Below are 20,988 nucleotides of genomic sequence, written 5' to 3'. Positions count from 1 at the left end.
TCTTAAGTTATTCTCGAAAGATGTCGCTTCCTTAAATGGGGCAAGCAGGTTTTCGCGCTAGTTCCCAATATTTTAACTTAGGTTTTTAACTAATGTTTTGGAATCGCATTCGATTTATTGCATTTAGCATTTTAACTTTTACAGTTGTCATCGATGCAATTGCACAAGATACAGCACAGTTAAAGATTCAATCTTCAGCAATCAATAAATTACTCACGCAGCGCAGCACTCTTGCTGAACGCATCGATCAAACTATTCCAATTGGAATTAATTCAGATAAATTCGGAGAACTGCAGGGAGTATTCTCTGCGGTGCAACGCAAAAATTGGAATGCTAGTTTTAATCATGCTGGAGAGATTAGCGCCGACGAGAGCGAGCTAGTGCTTTTACGTGGTTCGCTGCAAGATTCCCAAGGCAATATTATTCCAGTCGCTGGTGGAATTGACGAACGTAATGGCACAACGACGCTACAAATTAGTTTCCACGACCACCGTTATGGGGAACGCTCCTATCAGATTACTGCGCCACTAGTTGATAGCGCCACAGATCAAGTAGGCATGCTTGAAGATGACGCTTTGGCAGCACTAACACCGAGCACTTGCGGATCTGATGATGGTGAACATGCCGCTACTCAGTCGGCTTCACGACACACGAGCACTATTGGATATTATGAAACTCCAATTGCCTTGTATGGAGACTACGAGCTCTACCTAAAGTATGGCGTAAACGCTAACAATCAAATGGCTTTAATCCTGAATGCTGCGCAAACAATTTACGCAAGAGATTTGAGGTTAGCGTTTAATATCGTTTCCACGGAAACGCAGACAAGCTCGACGCAGCCTTTTACTTCAACTGATTCTTTCGTGTTACTTCCGCAGTTTAAGGACTATGTTAATGCACTGGAAAGCAAACCGGCAGCAAGTATTTTTCATTTAGTTACCGGTAAGGAAATTGATAGCTCAATTATTGGCCTTGCTTATACAGGAGTCACTTGCCTCTATGGTAATCTTTGGAGCTACGGTTTAACCCAAGTATTTAATCCGGCAATTGACCACTTAACCATTGCGCATGAGATTGGTCACAACTTCGGAGCGCCGCACGATACAGCACTGCCTTATTCGCTGATGTATCCTGCACTCTTCGATCCTGCACAAGCATTTTTCTCTGCAACCTCGCAGAACGATATTGCTACACATCTGGCAGATTCGGGAACTGCCTGCCTAACTTTCAAAGAAGGTGATCCACCGCTTCCTCCGGAGCCACCACCCCCACCACCACCATCAGTCTCCCTTGCTGCATCTTTTAGTAAGAGTCGTGGACAAGTAACTTTAGCTCTAAATACAGATACACTAGCCGAGGCCTGCACAATAATTTTTGATGGATCACACAAAAGCAGCTTTTCGTCTCTCCGCTCACAGGTTGTAGCAGCACCAGCTCCGGGAGGGATCGATTACTTCTATTCACGCACTGGACTAAAATCAATTAAGAAAAAATCTCAATACGCTTATTTCCGCGCACGCCTGCAGTGCCCAAGTTACGGCGAGCTTGTGACAAATACTGTGAGAGTGAAAGTCCCACGCTCGAAAAAGCGTAAAGCCATGTCACTTTCCACATGGATCAAGCGCGTTGAAACTAGTTTAACCTATTAATTTTTAGCGCTTTCCCTTCAGCTTCAACTTATACTTAAGTTTCTCTCTTTCCATTTCAAGTAAAATGGAAAAGTATAAGTTCAAGCCGAAGGGCGCCGATCACACATCAATCTCAATTTCGTGCGCGCGGGACTGGATTAATTCGAAGCGATACTTGGAGTCATTACCCATCAGGTCCTGGAGTTTTTTAGTGACTTTTATTTGGTCATCGGCCTTAACTTTAAGTAGCGTGCGCGTCTTGGGGTTAAGAGTTGTGTCCCAAAGCGTATCGGGATTCATTTCACCAAGCCCTTTATAGCGCGTGATATGCGCAGTGGAGAGTCCTTTTTTGCCGATCTGTGATTCTAATTCTTTATCAGAAAAAGCAAAGAACGGTTTCTTTTCACCACTACCCTTAGGAAAAACTCCGTAGAGTGGCGGTTTCCCGAGATAGATCGCGCCGCGATCGATTAAGCCACGGAGGTGCGTGAAGAAAAATGCAAGTAGCAGAGTTGAAATATGCATGCCGTCAGCATCGGCATCGGTAAGAATAATGACTTTGCCGTAGCGAAGTTTATCAAGCTTAAGATGTTCCCCAAAGCCACAGCCTAAAGCTGAAATGATATTTTGAAATTCTTTATTTTCTAAAATCTGCTTGGTGTTTGCCGAAATTGTATTTAAAACTTTACCACGTAAGGCGAGCACGGCTTGAAAATTTCTGTCGCGCCCCTGCTTAGCGCTTCCCCCGGCACTGTCCCCTTCGACGATAAAAAGTTCAGTTTCATCCGCACGACCCGAACTACAGTCAGAAAGTTTACCAGGTAGCGTTAAGCGCGAACCTCCCGCAAGTTTGCGAGTTACGGCTTGCACGGCGCTACGTGAAGCTTCGCGAGCTTTGGCAGCAAGGATAATGCGCTCGACAATTGCCTGGGCAGCACTGGGCTTTTCGTTAAGCAGCTTCTCTAGTCCACGTGTGACATTCTCAACTAGTGGGGTTACTTCGGGATTATTAAGCTTGCTTTTTGTTTGGCCTTGAAACTGAGTTTTAAACGCCCCGCCAGGCAGTTTGACAGAAACTACGCAAAACACTCCTTCACGAATGTCTTCGGCAATTAGTTTTACGCCCTTGGGTAAAACCTCGTGAGTTTGGCAGTAATTTTTCACGGCTTTAACGATGCCGTTTTTTGCTCCTTGCTCATGCGTGCCACCATCAGGAGTATGAATGCCATTAACATAGGAGAAAAATCTTTCAGCTGTTGCTTCAGTCCAGGCCAGGGCAATTTGAACTTGAGCTTTGTCATCACGCTCGAGATAAAAAGTCTCGGCTTGCAGCGGCTCTTGTTGGTCTTCTGCTAGTAATTCTGCCAGGTGTGAGCGAATGCCATCGGGAAATTTAAACTCTTCCTTGGTATCCGATTTTTCATCGAGAAACGTAATCATCAGCCCCGGGTTAAGGTAAGCCTTGCCCTTTAGAAGTTGGCGGATGATATCGCTAGAAAACTTAATCGAAGAAAAAATATCCGGGTCTGGTCTAAAAAAGATTGTCGTGCCTGAACCGCGGAAGTCACGGAGCTTTTTTAGTTTTGAAGTCGGTTTACCACGCGAAAAAGTTTGCTCGTATTCACCACCTTCTCGTCGCACGCGGGCAATTAGTTCAACACTAAGCGCATTTACGACAGAGCTTCCCACGCCGTGTAAACCGCCTGCTGTTTTATAGTTTTGGTCACCAAATTTACCGCCCGCATGGAGCGTTGTCAGAATTAGCTCGAGGGCAGATTTTTTAAATTTCTTATGTTGATCAACCGGAATACCGCGGCCGTTATCGGTCACAGTTACGCTCGAACTATCTTTGTGCAGAGTGACAGTAATTTGGTCAGCGTGCCCATTCATCGCCTCATCGACACTGTTATCAACAATTTCTGAAACAAGCTGATGTAAGCCTTGGGGCGTGTCTGTGCCCGCAATATACATGCCGGGGCGCTCACGCACAGGCTCCAAACCTTCAAGCACTTCGATATCTTCGGCAGAGTATCGCTTCTTAGTATTTAAATTTGCGGCAGATTTATCTTTGCCCATTTGTACCTACACGTTCACTGCGATCACTATAAAACCTTTCGCGCTTATCCCTGTTTTAAACCAATTAGGGGTAGTCCGTTACGCACCAATTTATGGCCACGTTTGGCTCGCGATGAAAGGGATAAGTCTTTTACGTCAATTTGACTGGTCGAACCAGATTCTTTTACAGCCAAAACTTTGGCGTCTTTAGTTACAACTAAGGCGCCGACTACTTGCTCTTCAGTCGGTAGCTTCATTGTAATCACGCCTTTGGCAGGTCCTGAAACGAGAGGCAGTTCTTCAACTTTCCAGAGCAGTCCATAAGCGCCAGACGTTAGGCTAAAGATTAAGCTATTTTTTTCAACTGGAAGATAAACTGTTAGGGCGTCCCCCTCTGAGATTTTGCAGAGCTTCTTCCCACCGCGTTTTGCCCCAAGCATTAATTCGCGTGGCACGCGCATGCCTAAGCCACGCGTAGTAAGCACAAGTGCTTCACCAGAAATTTTCTCATTTTTAATTAAATCAATCCCGGCAATACGCTCGTTGTCAGAAAATTTAGCGTGCTTTTGAATTGGGTCACCAAAGCCACTGGTTTGTGGCAAATCCAGGACCTTCAGCCCATAGACTACGCCTTGCGAGGAAATCACACTAAGCGTGTCTTGCGTTGAGGCTTCGAGAATAAACTGCACTGCGTCGCCTTCGCGTAACCTTGCCGAATCCACACTCAAGCCCTTCTTTTGACGCTTGACCCAGCCGTCTCTAGTAATTAGGACTGAAACATCTTCGTGTTGAATATAGCTGTCAGCATCATATTCAAACTCCTGACTGGTGGTAATAATTTTCGATTTCCGCTTATCGCCAAATTCCTCAACAACGCGATCTAAGTCAGCATCAACTAAGCCTAGTAAAAGCTTTTCACTAGCAAGAATTTTAACAATTTCCTTAACACGCTTTTTCTTTTCAGTTAATTCTTCAAGAATTTGATCAACTGAAGTCTTAGAGAGTTGGTATAAGCGTAGCTCAACGATGTAACTTGCCTGGGTTTCAGTCAATTTAAAGCGTTTAATCAGCTTCTCTTCGGCATCTTTGCGCCCATCGCTTTTACGGATAATTTTAATCGCCTCATCTAGCGCATCGAGGACAATTTTTAAGCCCTCTAGCAGATGAATGCGCTTCTCCAACTCTGCCTTCTCGAATTCAAGTTTTGAGCGCGTTACATCACGACGGAAATTTAAAAACTGCAGCAAGACTTGCTTTAAGGAAAGCGTTTTTGGTCGAGTCGCAAAAGGATTGTCAGTGGGAACTAACGCAGTAAGGTTTACTGCAAAGGGAGATTCGAGCTGCGTGTGCTTATATAAAAAGGCCATCACCACATCTGGGTCAGCATCACCAACGAGATTTAAAACTACCCGGATGTCATCAGTTGATTCATCGCGGATGTCATTGATCAACTGAATTTTTTTATTACTGATCTGTTCAGCTATTTTTTCGACAAGTTGCGATTTGTTCACGCCATAAGGAATCGAGGTGATCACTAACTGCCTTTTCCCCCGACTTAAATCTTCAACTAAGTAATCTCCGCGCATGTAAATTGTACCGCGGCCAGTTGCATAAATCTCTTTAATCTCAGCTTTGGTATTGACGATTGAGCAGCCAGTTGGAAAGTCTGGGCCTTTAATCGCTTTCAGTAGTTCTGCATCTTTTACCTCTGGGTCAGCTAGAATGAGCTTGAGCGCCTCAACTACTTCACTGAGGTTATGCGGTGGAATGTTGGTTGCAAGTCCAACGGCAATCCCCGACGATCCGTTAACAAGTAGATTCGGTACGCGCGCGGGAAGCACTACCGGTTCATCGGTAGTTTGGTCGAAATTAAAACGCATATCAACGGTTTTATGATCGATGTCTCCAATCACTTCGAGTGCGAACTTCGAGAGCTTGGCTTCAGTGTAGCGATATGCCGCCGCGCCATCCCCATCAAGCGATCCGAAATTCCCTTGACCTTTAATCAGTGGGTAGCGCAGCGAAAAGTCTTGGGCCATGCGCACCATTGCTTCATAGCAAGCTTGGTCACTATGGGGGTGAAATTTCGCTAAAACCTCGCCGACTACCGCCGCAGATTTTCTGAAATTTTTCTCCGGAGTTAGATGCAAATGACTATACATTGCAAATAAAATCCTGCGCTGCACGGGCTTCAAGCCATCACGCACATCCGGAATCGCACGGTTATTCACTACGCTCAACGCATAAGTTAAATAACGGTCCTCTGCTTCTTTAGAAAAGTCGACGCTAATAATTGACATATTATTTCTGTCCTTGCGCATTCACTATATTATATGCAACAACCTCGCGGTAGATTCTTCTTTTGGATATGACACAATATTTATGATAACAGTTCTTATCCCGGTGCTAAACGAATCTGAGCGTATTTATGAAATCGTCAACCTTGTAAAAAAATCTCCCTTAGTCAAAGAAGTGATTGTGATTGACGATGGCTCTACTGATGAAACTCGACAATTAGCAGAATCCGCTGGAGCTACTGTTATAATGAGCACCCTACTAGGTAAGGGTGCTTCATTAGAGGATGGGGTCCGAATAGCAGAATCTGAGATAATTATGTTTCTCGATGGAGATTTACAGAATTTAGACCAAGATATTGTTGAGAAACTTTGCACGCCAATCATTAATGATGAAAGTGATTTTGTAAAGGCTAGTTTCTCCAGGAAAAGTGGCAGAGTTACGACTCTAACGGCCAAACCATTACTGCAAACTTTCTTTCCTGAACTTTCACATATCAGCCAACCCTTGGGGGGTATTGTCGCAGGGAAGAAAAGTATTTTAAAGCGAGTTGATTTCGAAACTGATTACGGTGTTGACGTTGGGCTGCTTTTGGATTCGCATTACCAAGGTGCAAAAATAACTCAAATTGATATCGGCCATATCGAACATGACAGCCATGATCTGGATGTCTTGGCGGACATGGCAAAGCAGGTATCTAGAGTAATAATTGACCGTGCCTCAAGATACGGCCGTCTTCATGTAGCGCAATTAAGAGAAGTGGAGGAAATTGAGCACCACGCGCATGCAGAATTATCTGTAGCTTTAAACAAGCTTGGAGAAGCAGACAAACTTGCGCTCTTCGATATGGATGGGACGATTATTCAAGGCCGCTTCATAAAATTTCTTGCAGATCATGAGAGGAAATCAAGTGAATTAGAAAGGTTCTTAGATAGCACCTCTATCAGCGATGAGGAAAGAACCAGAAAAATTGCAAACGTATTGGCGGGTACATCTCGCGAAACTGTCAAAAAAGTGGCTAAATCAATCCCGCTGACCAACAACATTTGTGAAACAATAATTTCTTTGAGGCGAATAGGCTACCGTGTAGGAATTGTGACAGACAGCTTTTATTTACCAGCCGAGATCATTCGCAGAAGAGTGTTTGCTGATTTTTGCGTCGCCCATATATTACGCTACAGAGCTGGAGTATCGACGGGGGAAGTAACGATTTCTCCACTAATGCTTCATCCAAACGGGTGCAAAGCGCATACGTTTTGTAAATCCAATGTCCTACTGCATATCGCCCACAAATTAGAGATAGAACTTCAGTCAGTGTTGTATGTGGGTGACGGAGAAAATGATATTTGTGCCCTAAAATTAGCTGGCCGATCGATAGCGTACAATCCAAAGTCTCGTTCTGTAAAAAAATCAGCAAAGCGCTTGATTTACAACTCCATGAACGATGTGCTGTTATACGCAAATGACGAAGTCTGGGAACAAACTTATTGGAAAAGCTATTTTAGCAATTATCATCCAAGCAAAATCAAGGGCTTGTTAGAAAAGATTAGATTGAAATCTGAGCAAAATTAAGTCACAGTTGTGCTCTAACAAAGGTAACTTCTGTCGCGCCGCCAAGTGGGACCCAATTTTTATTTTGCAAGAGTTGCTCAAAGAGCGGGTGTTTGAGATTGACAATAGCAATATCGGCCTGGATATCATCTAGAGTTTTTTCGAAACACGGTCCCCAAAGCGCTTCCTCCGCCGTAAAAAAACGCTTCACGCCAAGCGCATCCGTGCGACCGTCAACAAAAACCTTAGCACGCTTCTGTAGACGATAATGCGTAAGCCACCAATTCACAAAATGCCCTTTATCTGGTGCTGTAAAAATTCGCCAAACCTTAGTTCCCACCTTACCTTGAGAAATTAAGGGGCGCACTACCTCTAGCCCTTCGCTGATTGGGGCTTTAGCAAAGTATCCTTCAACTTGATCGTATCTACCACGCGCTTGACTGGCTTGAATGCCCACCACAAAAGCAACTCCAGCTAGCGCAATTCCCAACCACGATGCACTTCTTGCCCACTTCGGCTGTGGAACTTTAATTGTCGCAAGCATCCAAATTGTGCTGAGAATAAAAAAGGAAAGATTTCTCGAAGATTGTAGCGTCAAATACCCTGTAAAGATTACTAACCCGAAGCCAACTAGTAAATGCTGCAACAAGCTACGGCGTTCAAAGGCAATGCGTAGCGTAATCACAAGTTGGAGTATGGCAACGACAACAAACGCCAAGGTTGCCCAAAACCAAAGCGGATACGGCTGGAGCACGTCAAAAAAACCACGTAGCTCGAGCACATAGGGGGCAACCATACTTTGAGACTCGGGCGTATAGAGTGTGGCGGCTTGAAAAATTCTTGCCCCGTAAGGATTAAATAAAAGCCCCAAAATGCAAGCCAGTAGTCTTAAGCACTCGTAACCGAGACTAGAGCGTCGCGGATTAATCGAGAGCGCAATCACCGAATCTAACAGCAAAATTAGCGGTGCCAGCACGCAGGAAATATGCGTGTTAGCCCAAACGAGCGAAAGCAAGAAGACTGCCGCAATGGTTTGGCGGTCACCAAATCTCTGCTGACTACGCTCATGGTTGATATCGCGTATTTTTACGTAGCCCAGAAAAAGGCCAAAAACTATCAGCGCCAAAAGTCGCGGGCGCGGAGTGACCACCTGCAGCAGCGCAATTGAAGCAAGCAATAATAAAACCGCGGCATTAAATGGGCGAATGCGATCGTAGACAGTATAGGAAAGCAAAATCGCTAAGAAGCTTACGTGAATTAACAGCCAAACTTTAAGCCCCCATGCGCCGCCAAAGCTATGAGCGAAATATAAGTAAACTGCCGGTAGCCATGAATAGGCAAGCTCTGGATCTTGAGAATCAAAACGAAAACTATCAATTGTTGGTACGGCAAAGCGGCTTAAAACTTGTTCACCGACTGTCAGATGATAACCCAAATCAGGGTCAACTGGAGAACAAAACCCCGCATAGATAAATAAAACTAATAGCGCTGGAAGATAGGCAAGTAAGCAGATGAATTCTTTTGGTTGGTGTAATACCTTATAAGTCGCACTCTCTAGGTCTTCCTTGTGTTCGTTCATTTCTTTACCGACTCACTGCTTCTAGCGGGAGCCCCCACGAAACTTGCAAGCTTCTGGCCAAACAAAGTTTGACCGGTGAGTTTCTGCACACCCTTGATCAACTTCTCTAGTGGTTGCTCAATCACCAACTCTTGACGAAACGGGATAATACTAAAAGCGATATGTTGCACAGCCTGACGCCCTTGTGGCTCAGCTAGATCAAAGTAGCTTTGCCCAGGCGCGCCCCACTGTCTGCCTGTTTCGGAAAAAGGCATGGTGTATAAGTTTGAAGTCTCAGGAAAGAGTTCCAACTCTTGTAATTCAGTTGCTACATCCTTAGCTGTAAGCAACTTTCCGGTGACAGCATTAAGCACAACTGACCAACGACTTAAATCAAACTCCTCGGCATCGTCAGACTCTTTAACCAAACGCTGAAGGTTATCAATACTTCGCCGCACTGACATGCCATCATCATCCATTACTAAAAGAATGTGCTGGCTAATCGGTAGCATCGCAAAGCTGGCAACGCCCCAGGAGCGACCGACATCAACAACAACAACATCGAACTCCTCCCGTAATAAACTAATTAATGTTTTTACGAAGTTTACTGCACTGGGCGCATGCTCGAGGACGTCAGCTTTAAAGTGGAAGCTCTCGCGATAGAGTTCAGGTTGCGGAACAACGACTAGTTTTCCATCATAACCATCAACTGGACTGACCAAGTCATTGATGCGTTGCTTGGAAACCTCTCCCTGGCGTAGCAGTTCGGAAACGGCAAGGCGTTGAGAAGTGTTAGCGCGTGCCCAGTCAGAAAGCTGTGGGTTTACGTCATCAAGGTCAACCAATGCGGTGCTTAAGCCGTGTCTAGCCCAGCAAGAAGCTAAAGCGGCAGCAACTGTCGAGCAGCCAACGCCACCCTTGAGTTGCGTGACTGCAACAACGCCGCGGTTCTTATTCCCTGGTAGAGTATTTAATTCTGTCTCTGAGTCGAGGAGGAAAGCTGCCATTTGTGGGATGTCGGCAATAGCGATCAGGCGGATTGGTAAAAGTCTACGTAGCTCTACGGCACGCTCAGCATAAACTTCATTATCGAGAACAAGCGCCAAGGGAACGCTGGGGAAGCCCGCGCGGGCAAGTTGCATCGCACTTTCGACTTCGCCAATTAAAGACGGTCCAAGAAAAATTGCCCCACAAGGTTCGGTCGTGGCAAGTTCACTGAATAAGCTATAGTCACCAAGCGCGAGATCGACACGCTTTAGCCCGACTTGGCGAATTGCCTCCTCCACACGAGACATTAAAAGCGCGCGACTAGCCTCATCCTTATCGACAACAAGAATTCTCATAACCTGTTGAGTTATAACCCTAAAATATGCCGCGATGCATCAATTCTTAATATGCGATTTAAATCCTAATAAATAAGGCTTTTTAAGAGTACTGCGCTACTTGGCTGCTTTGGCTTTGAATCTGCCTTAGAAGGTTACTATCAGCTGCTATGCGTCTTCGTCTCGAATGCTCAGATAGTCCTTAGGCTCTAAGCTTGCCAAACTCTGGGTCATCAGCATTAGTTAAATCATAAGAGATTTGCAAATTCATCCATAACTCTGAGTCTGTGCCAAGTGCTCTTGCAAGCTTTTTTGCCATGACCGCAGAAATGCCGCGTTTACCATTGCAAATAAGGTTAATCACACCGGGCTCAACTCCAATGTGTGCGGCTAGGCGCGATTGCGAAATGCTACGCTCTTCGAGAATTGTTTGTAAGAATTCACCTGGGTGTATTGTATTTGGTAGCATAATGATTAACTCCTAGTGATAATCTATAATCTCAACATTTAAAACTTCACCGTTATTAAAATTAAAGCAAATTCGATACTTGTCATTAATCCGAATGCTGTATTGCTCCTTCCTTGTCCCAGATAACTTTTCAAGGCGAAGTCCGGGCCAGGCACGTAAGCTTTCTAACGTTTTAATATTATCTAGAAAGATAAGCTTCTTATAGGCAACATAGTGGAGCTCTGTCGGAAGCAACTTAACTGTGCGCTTAGTTTTCTTGCCATGTGCAATTTCTTCCGTTTCCTTGTTTTTAAACGAGACAATCGCCATATCTATATAACTATACTACATAAGTATAAAAAATGCCACTGCGAAGTAGTTAGTTAGTTAATTTATTGTCACTGCTACCTAATTTACTCGATAAGCGCTTGAAAAGACCTAGATTTATTGTGTACTGCTAGCAAACTCTCAGGGTAAGTTTAAAGATAATTTTATCTGTGCTATCTAACTTCTTCTTTTTTGCTCTCCATCAACTCTATCTGGGTAAAGTATCACAACCACGCTTCGCAGGCTCAATTTGTCTGTAATTTGTCTACCCCAAATTGCATCTGTAAAGCGTGGCTGCCAAAAATCATTAAGGTTTTACTGAAAAATTTACATTCGTAGCACGGGTTCAACCCGGGGAGTTAAACCCGGTGAGTTCAACTCCGCAGTGCGGGCCATTCTTTTCTGAGCTTACACCAAGTTAAGAAAAGAATGGCTCCACCCAATTGACCGTGGAGCTGTTTCGGAACAAACATGTCTACTGACACTGCCATCGAATTTCGACACTTACTCGAGGAAAACCCCAAGGAAGCCTTTAGGCTTGCTCGGACCTCGAAAGACCAACATACGCTTTCAACCTACGCACAGGTGTTCTTTGACAAAGGAGACTACTATCGTGCGAAGGTTTGCGCCTCGAAGGCCAATGACCGTGAACTGCTCAAGTCCATGGCGCGTGCCCACATCGATGCTGGAAGATGGGACGATGCAAAAAAAGCAGCATGTGCGGCGAAAAACCACACCTTAGTTAGAGAAATCGCCGATCACTACATTGCTAAAAACGAGTGGGGAACAGTCTGCCGCATGGCCCAAAATACTAGCCACAAAGCGCTGCTACGTCATGTGGCTGAGCATGCAATCGCCAAAAAAGATTGGTCGCTGGCACGCACTGCGGCTAATTCACTCGGAGATATTCAACTCCTTGCTACTGTCTTGACTGGTACTGCAACGAAAAACCCGCATACCGCACAGGTGACAATGCTCGACCTACTTTTGTGCTTGACGAAACTTGCGCCGAAACTCGCCGTGACGAATCATCATGACAAAAACGCCTGGACACTAATGCAAAGCTTGGGAGAAGGCACTGCCTGGTCTATCTATGCGCTCACTCATGACTATCAAGGACAGCGTTCCCAGAGAAGCCGCGATGAGTTGGGAGATGCTCAGAATGCAGTTTGGGTGCTCTACCAAACTCTCGAGAAAAGAGACTAGAGACAAACTTCTGAGTGGCTGTCACATAAGGTTTTAGACATGAACCTGGCAGCCACCTTCTTTTATAAATTAAGCTTTAAGTTTTTTGGAGACCTCGGCGTGCCTTCGACTCGAGCACTCGGAGCGTAGAGTAAAGGAAAAGAAAAGGTCCATTTCATCATCTTGAACGAGACCTTGAGGGAAGCAGGTCTTCAAAAAAAGAACTCTCCCCCTAGCTGTCAGTTGACTTACGAGATAGCTGCTCAAGTATAAGCTTTGTCAGTTCTGTCGGAGAAAAGGGTTTTTGAAAGAAGGCGTCAGCACCTTGGAGGAAAGCCCACTCGCAAGCCTCATCTTCACCTTCTGAAGTCACAATAATCACCGGCACATTCGGACACTGGCGTTTAATTTGACGGCAAACTTGAAACCCATCCGCCATCTGCACGCCTTGAGGGGTGACTAGATTAAGATCAAGCAACACAATATCTGGAGTTTCACGCGTAAGAATCTGTCCAATCCCTGTGGTAATATCGTTATAAACAATCGGCTTATAGCCAGCCTGCTCGACAATACTTGCGATCAAAGCCGACTGCGCTTGCGAATCTTCTACAATTAATACTCGGTGAGCCATCGTTAAATCTAAACCGCGCTACTATAAAATCTTGCCCTGCACATTAACCATTGCCGGTGCAAGTAGAATACAAAAATAAGTTAAAAATAATACCACCGTAATAATCAAAGCCTTAACCGGAATTGCCGCTAAGCGCTTATCTAGCGCTGCATAATATGTGCGCTGAGCGTCTTGCGCAATCCCACTTAGCTGTAAGGAGCGATCTCCGCCCTTATCAAGCGCTAAAGCCAAAGCCTCGGACACGCGGGAGACGGTATCATCATCAAGTTTTTTCGCCACACGGTCGAGTGCTTCCTCCCAGGTATAGCCGCTAGTGGCAAGCCAGCGTGCCTTACGCAACTCCTTAATTAAGGGATGATTCGGAAATTCAACCGAAAGTGAGTCGATTACTTTTTCCAACGCTGAAGACACGTCCCAGCCGGCAGAAGTTGCTAAATTGGTTAAATCAATCACCAAGGGCAACTCGCGTCGAATTTGTTCTTTGCGGTTATGCGTTTTTCGGCTGAGCCAGAGTTCAGGGATTAATACTAGTAAAGCTAAACTAAAAATTGTCGTGACGTTTGCATAATAGGTTCTGAAATTAATCCAGGCAAAAATCGTAATCACCGGCCAGAGTGAATAACAAGCAATCCGGATTAAAACAAAGCGCCCCTGATCACTCAAAGTCTCTAAGCCTGCCTCTTTGAGCTTACGTTTAACTTCACGGTCCTGGTGTAACTGTTCTTGGCGCTCTGCGCTAAATCCAGTCAGCCTACGTCCGAGTAGTTCAAACCAACGATCCAGTCGCTTATCGAATGACTCGCGCTGGATGCTGCGAAAGGCAGTAAAACGCCCTAGCTCGCGCTGACGCGCCTGCTGCACTTCAGCAAAGTGAGCCATCCAGACGACCAGCATTACTGCACAAAATAAGATTGCCCACATAAGCTAAACCTTAAGCGTCGTGAAGTGCTTGAACAATAAAAAGCAGACCAGTTGGATCACAATCGCAAGCTGCATCACTAACCCAATCCGCGGGTCGGCAAATGCCTGCTGCAAGTAATCCGGCTGCGTTGAGAGCAGTGAGATTGGAACAATGATTGATAAGCCAAAAATTACAAAAAAAGCTTGCTTGGTGCCGACTAAATCGCGCTGTGCGCGCTCCAGCACGGCTTGCTGTTCACGAATTTTAAATCCCAGACGTCGAAATGGCTCAAGCACCCGTCCGCCCATATCAGAAAACAAACGAATTGTGACTAAGAGTGAAACAATTTCTTGGCCAGTAATGCGATTACTGATCACAATCAAAGCATCATCCAGTGCAACTCCTTTATCTAATAACTCAGTTACGCGCCGAAGTTCACGCTTAAAAACACCCTGAGGTAAAGCAACCGTTGCATGATCGATTGCCTTTTCCATGTTATAGCCCGTTTGCAGAGAGGCAGAGAGCGCATCCACAAATCCCGGGAGTTGCATCACCGCATCACGCCGGCGCTTTTCGGCGCGCGCTACTAAATAAACATCAAGAAAGTAGTAGAGGCAGGCAGGGATAAAAATCAGCCCAGCAAGTGGCCCAATATAACGCCCCATCAAAATGCCAAAGAAAATAGCTACAAGCATTATTCCAACAATGTAAACGCTACTCGGTAAATAAATTCCGGCTTGCAGCAGCCTTTCAGAGTAGCTGCCACGCTTAGCATCCTTGGTCGTCTTTTTTTGACTTTGCTGTTTCTCAGTTTTCTGCGCAGCCGTTAGACCTTGAATTTTTAATGCTTTGAAGCGATCCAGTTCCCGCATAGCTTACTCCCTACTCTTCCCCGTGATCGGGTTGCAGCAAGTATGGACCAGCAGAAAGATTAATGCCTTTTTCGCGTAGTCGATCGATCCAGTATGAATGATTAGTCTTTAAGCGCCATTGACGTTTCCCGTCTTCTTCGCGTTCAAACTCAACTAGTGGCTGCACGATAAACTCACCTTCAACTGGAGTTCGCACTTCAGAGACATCAACCAGGCACGCCCGACCATCAATCTTCTTCATCGTAATCACGATATGCACAGAACGTGCGATACGTCGCATAATACTTTCTTGCGGAGCAGATTCATAGGCTGCAACCACATCCAGTAAGCGCCACAAACTATCCCGTGCTGACTCAGCATGAATTGTTGCAATCGAACCGGCATGTCCAGTCTCCAAGGCACGTAAAAATAGTCTCCCCTCTTCATCTCGAATTTCTCCAACGACGATACGATGCGGGGCACGACGCAATGCGGCGCGTAGCAGTTGGGGCATTTTTATTTCGCCCTCGCCCTGCGAATTTGCTGGGCGCGAAACTAATTTTTCTAGATGCGCAGTTGGCACAAAAATTTCAGGCACGTCTTCAATCGTAATAATGCGCTCATCTGAATTCACGCAACTTAGCAGCGCCGTGGTCATGACAGTTTTACCAGCGCCTGTTGGACCAACTACTAGAATATTAACTTCACCCGTTCCGACAAGCTCTGTCAGCCATGCAGCTAATGTAGGGGGTAAAGTTTTCGAACGAATAATGTCATAAAATGCCACATGCTGTAGTCGCGGAACGCGAATACAGACTCGCGGCTCATCTCCATCAATCAGCGAAGCATCCACGGCGTTAATACGACTGCGATGCTCATCATCGAGCACACAGTCAATAATTGGCGAACTCATGTTCAGTGCGCGCCCAACAGATTGGAGCATTCCCGCAATAAACGCCTTATATTCTTCTTTGCTGCGGAAATAGAATGGGGTTTCAAGCGCCTGACCACGACGAATTACTTTAATGCTTTTATGATTATCGATAAAAATATCGGTAATCCAGGGGTCGTCATAGAGCGCTTGGAGTGGGCCCTTCCCGGCAACAAGGCTATAAAGCTCCTTGGCAGCTTGTTCAATATCACGGTCAGTGATGCGCACCTCACCGCGCATTAGTTCTGATGCTAGTTCGACAGAGTGTTGTACTGCGGTTTTTAAATCAATCGAGATATTGCCGTCGCTAGGGATAATCTCATTGAGCATTTTGCGTGCTTGCGGAACTAAAAGCTCAATCTGCGGGTTAGGTTTTTTTACTTCGGTAAGCCACCACGGCATCCCCTCTTCAAGGTTACTTGCCCGTGCACGGGGTTGACCGGCTGGATTATGACGGCGCACAACTTTAGCTGTATTGGTCTCACGCTTGTGCTGACTTGCAGTGCCGCTACGTAAGCTACTGGCTTGATGCTCTGATGTTAGTTCAGGCAATCCAGAGGTAAGTCTAATTTTACTTTGTGCAGTATTTACTTCAGCCTCAGGCTCTATTTCGTTTTTCTGGAAATGCTCGGCCAAAGCCTCGAATCGACCAGTTTCATCAACCTCAGCAAACACATCGCGCTCAGCTGAGTCGAATTTTTTCTGCGATTTTTGTAATTGCTTTAAAAGCGCCATCTAAATTTTCCAAAAATTTTAAAACTTACCTCGGACTATAAAGCACTAGGTACGTGAGCCTCGTTCTTTACAGCCGCCTCGGACTCTTGATTTAATTCTTCTTTTTTTGTTTGATTCTCAGCTTCAAGTTGCGCTTGATGCGCAAGTTCTTCGGTTTTAAGTCTAACCCAGCGCTCGTTATAAAATGGATAACCATGGAGTGGAATCACCAGTCCGCGCTCATCAATCACAAAAATCCTACCATCCTTATCAACGCTGTATTTAATCGCCTCACCATTGGTCCAAGCATAACTCGTAAAACTTCCCGGCCCGAGAACTTCTTCTTTTTGAGATTTCCCTGAAGTGGCATTCGTTATCGCTGCAGTAGGGTTACTTAATTGCGTTGTTGGAGGGATAAGTTTCTCACGCAATTCCTTAACGCTTGCCAGAGTTTGTCCAGCAAATGGGCTTTCACCTTGATCGGCAATTACTAAATACGAAAAAGTTCCAAAAGACTTAATTTCCTCTAAAAATAAAGCCATCACCGGTTTGACCCGCACAAGAATTTCAGTCGACTTCGGATCAGAAAGCTCAATCCAAGCTTCATCGCAGACCAGGGCAGAGTTTCCTTTGGGGCCTTGCAAAGATAACGCCACGCGTGATCCTGGTTCGGGTCGTGCGCCTTTAAGCGCCAGCGAAACTGCAACGGTTCGCTCACGCACTGGAGTCAGGCGCGCTTCAGCCAGCGCATTGGCCGTTGCGGCAAGTTGCTGCTGGGTTGGTGCTGAAGTTTGAGTTTTATTAAATTCCTTTGGGTCAGTAAAAAGCGCTTTGGCTAAAGGATATCCTGCTGGGATTGGACCGAGTGGAACTTGACTAGAAACTTCATCCCATTGTGTGACGACATCGCCCGGTAGAGTACTGAGCGGTCGCGTGTCAATCATCAACATTTCTTTGCTGAGTTTTTTCCCTGGAAGCAGTGCAACTTTGGCAACAATAACTTGACGTGAAGCTTGATCTGGCATTGAGGCTGTGGCGGATTTATTCGGACCACGCACGATATTCATTCCTAAAATGGCAAGCAGCACAATCACGCTAGCTGGGAAATACCACTTGGCACTAGAATTAGTGATGATTGAAGGATGCACTCTCACGTCTAAAAAACCTCAGTTGCAAAGCGTTTGAACTCAAAAAAAACTGTTTAAAAAACAATCAGATCCATATAGTTTACAACTGATATATCGACATACGACGTCAGTACCTTAACTAGTGTTTTCTCCTAGTCGGAGTTGGCTAAAAATCCCCATAAGCTTACTAGCCAGATCAACCGATAAGGATTATAAGTAGGTGAAATTTCGAGTTTTTTAAGGATTTATGCAAAAAGAAGTTACCGCAGAAATTGCTGAGGCACAGGGGGTAGTTAAGGGGCTTTTCTTGGGCGATGTCCGCTATCAAGAGCTTTTCCCCTTCCCGGTAATTGCTCAAGCCGAACAAGAAACCCTGCGCGCCATTCTCGATTCGATCCGTAAATTTCTTGCCCCGCGGGAAGACTTTTTCCGTACTGCCGATGTCAGTGGCACGTATCCAGACTCATATATTCAAGAATTACGTGAGCTTGGACTTTTTGCCTTAATTATCCCTGAAGATCATGACGGCCTCGGCTTATCAAATCTCGGCTACGCTCGGGTGCTTGAAGAAACAAGCATGTATGATCCTTCAACCTCAATCACAATCGGCGCGCATAGCTCAATTGGCATGAAGGGAATTATCCTCTTTGGCAATTCCGAACAAAAACGACGCTACCTTCCCAAGCTTGCTAGCGGAGAATTGATTGCTGCATTTTGCCTGACTGAACCAAGTGCTGGATCCGATGCGGCCTCAATTCGCACTACTGCTGAGAAATTGCCAGACGGCTCGTGGAAATTAAACGGTGAAAAGATTTGGATTTCCAATGCACCGATTGCCGGGCTCTTCACAGTTTTTGCGCGAACCGACGCAACTTCGGGTAAGCTTTCCGCCTTTATCGTCGATCGCAACACGCCAGGAATTTCAGTCGGGCCGAAGGAAGACAAAATGGGGATTCGCGCTTCCGCAACAAGCTCAGTTGTCTTTGAAAATGTAATCGTCCCTGAGGCAAACTTACTTGGCGAAGCTGGTAAAGGGTTTAAAATTGCGATGTCAATTTTAAATAACGGTCGCACCGGCTTAGGCGGTGGTTCGGTAGGCGGAATGAAGCGCGTGCTTGAACTCGCTACAACTTATGCCAAGGAACGCAAGCAATTTGGCCGGCCAATTGTTGAGTTCGGCTTGGTCAGAGAGAAGCTGGCCCGCATGGCGCTGAATTGCTACGCAGCTGAAAGTGCTGTGGGTATCGTTGGCAAATTAATCGACGAAAAATCAGACGACTACTCACTAGAAGCTGCGGCAAGTAAAATTTTCTCGACTGAAGCACTGTGGCTGAGCGTCAATGAGGGGTTACAGATTGCCGGCGGCAACGGTTTTATGCGGGACTATCCCTACGAACGTTTACTGCGCGATTCAAGGATTAACATGATCTTTGAAGGCACAAACGAAATCCTGAGACTCTACATTGCTCTCTCTGGATACCAAGAAGTTGGCAATGTTTTTACTGAATTAAAGTCCGGTTTAGGGAATTTTCTCCATGACCCGATTAAGGGTTTTGGGGTGCTCGGGTCTTATGCGGCAAGGCGCTTCTCGCCGTGGTCGTCAATTAAATCAGAGCGTCTCGAGCTTGCTGAACGGATTCTACCCGACGAAACAGCTTCATTAAAGTGGCTCACGACTCAATTTGCTCGAGGAATTGAGGCCCTACTGCGCGCACACGGGAAAAATATCGTCGGCAAGCAATTACTCAGTAAGCGCGTGGCTGACTCAGCAATTGACTTGTTTGTAGCATCATCTATGTTAAGCCGTGTGCACAGTGCAATTGAAGCTCAAGGAAAAGCACAGACTGTCGCTGAGCAGCTCTTACTTAAACTTTTCCTGAGCGAGGCAAAACGTCGGGTCAGTGGCAATTTGCGACTACTCAGCCACAACGACGATGCGCTGATTGAATCAATCGCTCAGAATACAATCGAGCACGGCTATAACTGGGATTGGCTTTAGTAACGACTTAATGCAAACACCTGAAGAAAAAATTAAAGCGTTTGATGAACTGATGAAGGGCGAATTTGTGCTGATGCACGTCGATAGCCGCAAGCCTGGCGTAACTGTGCCTGAGAATTTACTGAATAACCCGGCGCTAGTACTCAAGTTAAGTTATCAGTTTCAGGGTAAAATCGAACGTAACGATAGCGGAATTGAAGCATATCTACTGTTTAATAATAAATACGAGCTTTGCATCCTACCCTGGACTTCAGTCTGGGGCATTTCGCCTTCACATGGCCAGCAAATTTTATGGCCTGAAGATATTCCTAAGGAAGTACTAGTCCAGCTAGCAAAAAATCAGCTGGGCTTGATGATGAAAAAGCTTTTCTTTGGCAAGAAAATCAAAGAACGACGTCCTGACGAAACTCAATTTCCTGAAGCAGCGACAACATCAGAGAAAACTGAACCAAGCGAGACTGATCCGAAGAAAAATAAAGGCCAGCATTTGCGATTAATTAAGTAGCGGCGTCTGCTCGTAGTGCTGCATACTTTCTGATTCGTCAAGGCAAGCTCATACTTAATTTTAGGCACGGGGTTCGAGCCTTCTTGATGTGATGAAAATACACCGTTAGTTATATTATCGTCCAGATTTATCTATTCGTTGCGCGTGATTCAGAATATTTTTGAACGCGCCAAAGTGGCTCGATGCCAAGATCAATATTTATCTGAGAGCTTCTCGACTTGAGAAATGAACAAAAGGCGGGAAGAAGATAGCCATCGAATCGATTTAAAACGATGAATTGTCACCCCGCCAGATGTTCAGATCTTAGTGATCGTGAGGGCTTTCACCGACTAGGCAGTACGTCAGCTTCTGCCCAGCTGGAACAGTCACTTTTGCAGCACACGGGCCTTTTGCGCCAATCAACTGATCGACTCCTGCATAGGGCTGAAAATTCCTAACGCCACTAGGAGGCTTAGGAAAAACAACTGGCCTGACTGTAAGACCCGAAGTTATGACTAAGCACTGCCCAGATAGGGTCAGCGGCAGGCGATCTTTCTCTTGACGACCGTATCCTTGAAGAACCTGGAGCTTTGTATCGCTAAGCCAGGTACCTCCTTTGATCCCAACTGTCTTTCGAAATTCTCGAGCGCAGGTTGGTTTACAAGTGTAAATGAAGACTACTTCAGCCTGACTTTTCACCCGCTCGATCAGCTCGTTAAGATATGGTTTTAACACCGGCATGCCTTGGCAGTCGACTTCCACTGCGAAAACAACAAGCGGTTTTTGCCCTTTACGAACTAGATCCGCAAGGCTTGTCTTGCCTCCGTCTGCATTTTGTAAGGCGACATTAAGTGCTGGATTAGCAGTCGCTTTATTGGTCGAGGTTCCACCCAGTTGTGCTTGAGCGCTCAGAGTGGAGACGAGAACTACGAAAATGGCTGCGCAGAGCAGTCCGAGAAAGTTTCCTATCTTCATTGTCAT

The 20,988-nt window shown here is 45.6% G+C and carries 17 protein-coding genes; 5 read left to right on the top strand and 12 right to left on the bottom strand.

Annotation, left to right across the window (positions count from 1 at the left end):
* Window positions 1-92 precede the first annotated feature (92 nt).
* Window positions 93-1,649, top strand: coding sequence for a hypothetical protein (locus tag JNK13_08050; protein ID MBL7662689.1), 1,557 nt, complete (start codon window positions 93-95; stop codon window positions 1,647-1,649).
* 99 nt (window positions 1,650-1,748) lie between these two features.
* Here the strand turns inward: JNK13_08050 and JNK13_08045 are convergent, their stop codons facing one another.
* Entirely contained in the window at window positions 1,749-3,704 is a 1,956-nt protein-coding gene (locus JNK13_08045) for a type IIA DNA topoisomerase subunit B (GenBank protein MBL7662688.1), read from the bottom strand.
* A gap of 44 nt (window positions 3,705-3,748) precedes the next feature.
* On the bottom strand, window positions 3,749-5,983 hold the full coding sequence (locus JNK13_08040; protein MBL7662687.1) for a DNA topoisomerase IV subunit A: 2,235 nt from the start codon (window positions 5,981-5,983) through the stop codon (window positions 3,749-3,751).
* Between the two features lie 82 nt (window positions 5,984-6,065).
* On the opposite strand from JNK13_08040, the gene JNK13_08035 reads away from it, so the two are divergent.
* A complete protein-coding gene (locus JNK13_08035) occupies window positions 6,066-7,550 on the top strand; it encodes an HAD-IB family phosphatase (GenBank protein ID MBL7662686.1) in 1,485 nt (494 codons plus the stop codon).
* Between the two features lies 1 nt (window position 7,551).
* Here the strand turns inward: JNK13_08035 and JNK13_08030 are convergent, their stop codons facing one another.
* From JNK13_08030 to JNK13_08015, 4 genes are all read right to left on the bottom strand, one after another.
* Window positions 7,552-9,108, bottom strand: a complete 1,557-nt coding sequence (locus JNK13_08030) for a hypothetical protein (GenBank protein ID MBL7662685.1) — start codon at window positions 9,106-9,108, stop codon at window positions 7,552-7,554.
* Window positions 9,105-10,430 carry an AAA family ATPase gene (locus tag JNK13_08025; protein MBL7662684.1) on the bottom strand — a complete coding sequence of 442 codons (1,326 nt, stop codon included), beginning with the start codon at window positions 10,428-10,430 and terminating at the stop codon, window positions 9,105-9,107. The genes JNK13_08030 and JNK13_08025 overlap by 4 nt, the downstream gene beginning before the upstream one ends.
* 181 nt (window positions 10,431-10,611) lie before the next feature.
* Window positions 10,612-10,878 carry a HigA family addiction module antidote protein gene (locus JNK13_08020; GenBank protein ID MBL7662683.1) on the bottom strand — a complete coding sequence of 89 codons (267 nt, stop codon included), beginning with the start codon at window positions 10,876-10,878 and terminating at the stop codon, window positions 10,612-10,614.
* A gap of 12 nt (window positions 10,879-10,890) precedes the next feature.
* Window positions 10,891-11,187 carry a type II toxin-antitoxin system RelE/ParE family toxin gene (locus tag JNK13_08015; GenBank protein ID MBL7662682.1) on the bottom strand — a complete coding sequence of 99 codons (297 nt, stop codon included), beginning with the start codon at window positions 11,185-11,187 and terminating at the stop codon, window positions 10,891-10,893.
* A gap of 468 nt (window positions 11,188-11,655) precedes the next feature.
* On the opposite strand from JNK13_08015, the gene JNK13_08010 reads away from it, so the two are divergent.
* Window positions 11,656-12,390 carry a hypothetical protein gene (locus JNK13_08010; GenBank protein MBL7662681.1) on the top strand — a complete coding sequence of 245 codons (735 nt, stop codon included), beginning with the start codon at window positions 11,656-11,658 and terminating at the stop codon, window positions 12,388-12,390.
* A 211-nt stretch (window positions 12,391-12,601) separates the two neighbouring features.
* Here JNK13_08010 and JNK13_08005 read toward each other — a convergent pair whose 3' ends face one another.
* The 5 genes from JNK13_08005 to JNK13_07985 are packed head-to-tail and all read right to left on the bottom strand — an operon-like array spanning window position 12,602 to window position 17,551.
* Window positions 12,602-13,000 (bottom strand): response regulator transcription factor, encoded by a 399-nt coding sequence (locus tag JNK13_08005; protein ID MBL7662680.1) that lies wholly within the window; start codon window positions 12,998-13,000, stop codon window positions 12,602-12,604.
* A gap of 21 nt (window positions 13,001-13,021) precedes the next feature.
* Window positions 13,022-13,921: a type II secretion system F family protein gene (locus JNK13_08000; protein ID MBL7662679.1), complete on the bottom strand. Its 900-nt coding sequence runs from the start codon at window positions 13,919-13,921 to the stop codon at window positions 13,022-13,024.
* 3 nt (window positions 13,922-13,924) lie between these two features.
* Entirely contained in the window at window positions 13,925-14,773 is an 849-nt protein-coding gene (locus JNK13_07995) for a type II secretion system F family protein (protein MBL7662678.1), read from the bottom strand.
* A 10-nt stretch (window positions 14,774-14,783) separates the two neighbouring features.
* Complete coding sequence (locus JNK13_07990; GenBank protein MBL7662677.1) at window positions 14,784-16,418, bottom strand: CpaF family protein; 1,635 nt, start codon at window positions 16,416-16,418, stop codon at window positions 14,784-14,786.
* 35 nt (window positions 16,419-16,453) lie between these two features.
* Window positions 16,454-17,551 (bottom strand): hypothetical protein, encoded by a 1,098-nt coding sequence (locus JNK13_07985; protein MBL7662676.1) that lies wholly within the window; start codon window positions 17,549-17,551, stop codon window positions 16,454-16,456.
* A gap of 220 nt (window positions 17,552-17,771) precedes the next feature.
* On the opposite strand from JNK13_07985, the gene JNK13_07980 reads away from it, so the two are divergent.
* Together JNK13_07980 and JNK13_07975 are read left to right on the top strand one after the other, a co-directional pair.
* Window positions 17,772-19,523: an acyl-CoA dehydrogenase family protein gene (locus JNK13_07980; protein ID MBL7662675.1), complete on the top strand. Its 1,752-nt coding sequence runs from the start codon at window positions 17,772-17,774 to the stop codon at window positions 19,521-19,523.
* A gap of 10 nt (window positions 19,524-19,533) precedes the next feature.
* A complete protein-coding gene (locus JNK13_07975) occupies window positions 19,534-20,028 on the top strand; it encodes a hypothetical protein (protein MBL7662674.1) in 495 nt (164 codons plus the stop codon).
* Between the two features lie 303 nt (window positions 20,029-20,331).
* Here the strand turns inward: JNK13_07975 and JNK13_07970 are convergent, their stop codons facing one another.
* Window positions 20,332-20,982, bottom strand: a complete 651-nt coding sequence (locus tag JNK13_07970; protein MBL7662673.1) for a redoxin domain-containing protein — start codon at window positions 20,980-20,982, stop codon at window positions 20,332-20,334.
* Window positions 20,983-20,988: the final 6 nt, after the last annotated feature.

It is taken from the genome of bacterium (assembly GCA_016786595.1).
Lineage (GTDB): Bacteria > Bdellovibrionota_C > UBA2361 > SZUA-149 > JAEUWB01 > JAEUWB01.
The sequence above is the reverse complement of the archived record's forward strand: the minus strand, read 5'-3'. Positions and strand labels throughout refer to the sequence as shown.